Raw genomic sequence first — 3,851 nt, forward strand, 5'->3', positions numbered from 1 at the left:
ACAGGACCAATCGGGACGGAGCGTCGTGCGTCCCACCATCCCCCTCACTGGAGAATCCCTACCTGTGACCAGTCGTGACAGCGGTCGTTACCGGCTCTCCCGCCGCAGCCCGGCCGGAACGGTCGTCGCGCTGCGCGCCCTCGGCCTCAGTGACCTGCTGACCGCCCTGCCCGCGCTGCGCGGCCTGCGCCGGGCCCGGCCGGACGCGCGGATCCTGCTGGCCACGCCACAGTGGCTGGAACCGGTGGCGCTGCTGTCCGGGGCGGTCGACGGTGTCGTGGACACGCCGAAGCTGGGCCCGGTGGCTGTCCAGCGGCCGGCGCTGGCGGTGAACCTGCACGGCCGGGGACCGGCCTCGACGATGGCGCTGCGCGCGACGGCGCCCGCGGAGCTGTGGGCCTTCGACCTGCCGGGCGGGGTGTCCTGGGACCTGGACACCCCGCCCGGCAACAGGCGGCACGCCCCGCGGGAGCACCGCGGCGGCCCCTGGGAACGCCAGGCCGGCGAGGAACGCGAGGTGGCGCGATGGTGCCGGCTGATGGAGGCACACGGAGTCGCCTGCGACCCGGACGACCTCTTCCTGCCCCGGCCGGCCGTCCCCCCGGTCGTCGGCGGCGCGACGATCGTGCATCCAGGTGGCGCGCACCCGGTCCGCCGCTGGCCGGCACGGCAGTGGGCGCTGGTGGCGCGGGCACTCGCCACCAACAGTCACCAGGTGGTCGTGACGGGAAGCCCGCAGGAGACGGAACTGGCGCGGACGGTCGCGCGGGAGGCCGGGCTGCCTCCCGCGGCCGTGCTCGCCGGATCGACCAGCCTGCCCGAGCTGTGCGCGCTGGTGGCCGCCGGGTCGCTGCTGCTCGCGGCCAACACCGGGGTAGGCCATCTCGCGACCGCCTACGGGACGCCGTCCGTACTGCTGTTCGGGCCGGTGCCACCGGCCCGGTGGGGACCACCACCGGGCCGTGGTCAACATGTCGCGCTGTGGTCCGGAGAGCGGGGATCCGCGGACCGGAACGGTTCCGCCGCGGCCAGCACCGATCAGGTCGTGGACCCGATAACGCCAGCGGACGTCCTGCGGGCGGTGGCCGCGCTGCCCACGGGCCATCCTCCAACCGGTGAGGAATCCGGTCGGTGAAGGACACCGGCCAGTTAGGACGTCCGCGGGGCTCGGGAGTGTCGGTGGCGTGCCCGGCGAGTCGCCAGCCGGCCTGGGATCCCCGATCGCGCAGGTCAGTGCCCGGACGGCCGCCCGTGCCGGACCGGCGTCCACCGGGCGGTGGCCCGGACGAACGGCCCGAGCGAGTGATCCGGACGGGCGATCCGGCGATAATCCGGAAATGATCAGTCCAGAAATGATCAGAGGATGATTCGGGAAACCGTCCGGACGATATACGGACGGGTTTGCCGGCGTGCCGGCGTGCCGGCGGGACGGCCTTGTCCCTCTTGCGTCATCCTGCATGTTCTTGCATGTTCTTGCATGTTCCTGTGCGTTCCCGCACCGTCTTTCTCGCGTCCTACCCGTACCGTTCGTACCGTTCGATGATCATTCCGTGTGGCTCGAGTGTCCCGCTCGGGCCCGACCCGCCGTTCGGGGCCGACCTGCTGATGACCGACGCCAGACCGCCGTCCACCGGCCCCCGGCCCGCCCGGCCGGCCGGGCCGGATCCCGCCGCCGGGCAGCTCCGGATCGGATGGCTCGACCTGTCCAGCGGGGTGAGCGGGGACATGCTGCTCGGCGCCCTGACCGGCGCGCTCGCCGGAACGGGCCGGCCCACCGGGGTGATCGGCGATGCCGTCGAGGCGCTGGGTCTCCCCGTCCGGCTGGATGTCGGCACCGCGTCCAGAGCGGGGCTGGCGGCCACCCGCGTCCGTGTGATCACCGGTAGCGATATCGCTGAAACCGGTGGCGACGACAGGAGCGACGCTGACGGGAACGTCGACAAGGGCGTCGGAGGCACCGCGGCCGCCTCCGGCACCAGACCTGGCACACACAACGATCATCATGGGCACCGCCATCATCACGGCCATGGCGACGACGGCCGGTTCGACGGGCCGGCCGGTGGGCATCCCCGCCGTACCTGGCCGGACGTCCGCCGGCTGCTGGCCCGGGCAGCGCTGGCCGACACGGTCCGTGAACGCGCGCTGGCCACCTTCGCCGCGCTGGCCGAGGCCGAGGCGGCCGTCCACGGCATCCCCGCCGACGAGGTGCACTTCCACGAGGTCGGGGCGCTCGACGCGCTCGCCGACGTGGTCGGCGTCTGCGCCGGGATCGCCGCGCTCGGCCTCGACCAGCTCGTCGTGTCCACGGTGGCGCTCGGTGGTGGATCGGCCCGTACCGAGCACGGCGTCCTGCCGGTACCCGGCCCGGCCGTGCTGGAGCTGCTGCGGGCCGCCGGGCTGCCGGGCCGCGGCGGGCCGGTGGACGTGGAACTGTGCACGCCGACCGGGGCGGCGCTCGTGGCGGCCCACGCGGACGCGTCCGGCCCGCTCCCGCCGATGCGGGTGCTGGCGGTCGGGGTCGGCGCCGGCCGGCGTGACATCCCGGACCGGCCCAACATCGTCCGGCTGGTCGTGGGGCACGCCCCGCGGCCAGGCCCGCCGGTCCCGGTCCCGATGGCCGGCGTCCGCGCGCACCTTCCCCGCACTCCGCCTTCCCGCGCACCCCTGGGCTCCCTGGGCTCCCTGGGCTCCCAGGACTCCCAGGACTCCCAGGCGCCGGACAGCTTCGCGCCGCGGGAGGCGCCGGACGGTCCCGTGCCGGATGCCGCCGTCCCGGAGGCTCCCGGCACGGGCACCCCCGGCGCGGTCGACGAACTGCTCATCGAGACCAACGTCGACGACCTCGACCCGCGCGCCTGGCCGGAGATCATGGCCGTGCTCCTGGCGGCGGGCGCCCGCGACGTCTGGCTGACGCCGATCCTGATGAAGAAGGGCCGGCCGGCGCACACCCTGTCGGTGCTTGTCCGGGCGACGCACGCCGACGCCGTCCGACGGCTGGTCTTCCTGCACACTCCCACCCTCGGCCTGCGCGAGACAACGGTGCGCAAGCGGGCCCTGGACCGGGCCTTCCGCACCGTGGACGTGGGCGGCGAGACCGTCGCCGTGAAGATCGGCATGCTTGCCGGCGGCCGGGCCGTCACCGCCCAGCCCGAATGGGACGACGTGCGGCGGGCCGCGGCCCGGCTGGGGCAGCCGGCCCGCTGGGTCCTGGCGGCGGCGGCCGCGGCCGCACTGGGCACCGGCGGAGCGTCCCTTCCCCCGGCCAGCCACGGCGACGGTGATGACACCGGCATCAGGGGTATCACCAACATCAGCGGCGGCACCGCCAGCGCGGACGGCACCCGTACCACGGGCAAGATCCATACCACGGGCGGGAGCGGCGCGGCGGACGTCACCGTCACCGGCACCGGTGACGGTGACGCGCGGACCGACATGTCGTCCTGAGCCGTGTCCGGCGCACATCGGCTGGTGGGGACGGCAGGAGACCAGCCGGACGGACTCCCGCGAGCGTGTCACCGGCGTCCAGGCCTATCCGCGGCCCCTGATCGGGTAACCGAACAGGCTGATATGTCAATGTAGTTGGATTTGGATGTAGTGCACCGTGGACGCGAACCGATCGGGGGGAGTGACAGTCGATGTCACCGTCATCGTCCCGCTCCTGCCCGCCGCCGGATCCGGTCGAGCCGGGCAACGAGACCCTGAACGGGGCCTCGTACGCCAGGGAGATCTCGTACACCGCGCAGCCACGGCAGGAGGCCGGGCGACGGGCCGGCGCCACCGGGGATCCGCAGCCGATGAACGGCCTCACACCGCCGCGCATCAGTGTGAACGGCTCCCCCGGCGCCGAGGCT

The 3,851-nt window shown here is 74.1% G+C and carries 3 protein-coding genes; all 3 read left to right on the plus strand.

Annotated features, from left to right (window positions below):
* The first annotated feature begins 64 nt into the window (after positions 1-64).
* Entirely contained in the window at positions 65-1,135 is a 1,071-nt protein-coding gene (locus AC5LSR_RS09360) for a glycosyltransferase family 9 protein (protein WP_250286266.1), read from the plus strand.
* A gap of 350 nt (positions 1,136-1,485) precedes the next feature.
* Positions 1,486-3,444: a nickel pincer cofactor biosynthesis protein LarC gene (gene larC / locus AC5LSR_RS09365; protein ID WP_493468356.1), complete on the plus strand. Its 1,959-nt coding sequence runs from the start codon at positions 1,486-1,488 to the stop codon at positions 3,442-3,444.
* A 191-nt stretch (positions 3,445-3,635) separates the two neighbouring features.
* Positions 3,636-3,851 (plus strand): hypothetical protein (locus tag AC5LSR_RS09370; protein ID WP_493468357.1); only part of this gene is annotated, 216 nt, incomplete at its 3' end.

It is taken from the genome of Protofrankia sp. CiP1_Cm_nod4 (genome assembly GCF_982290645.1).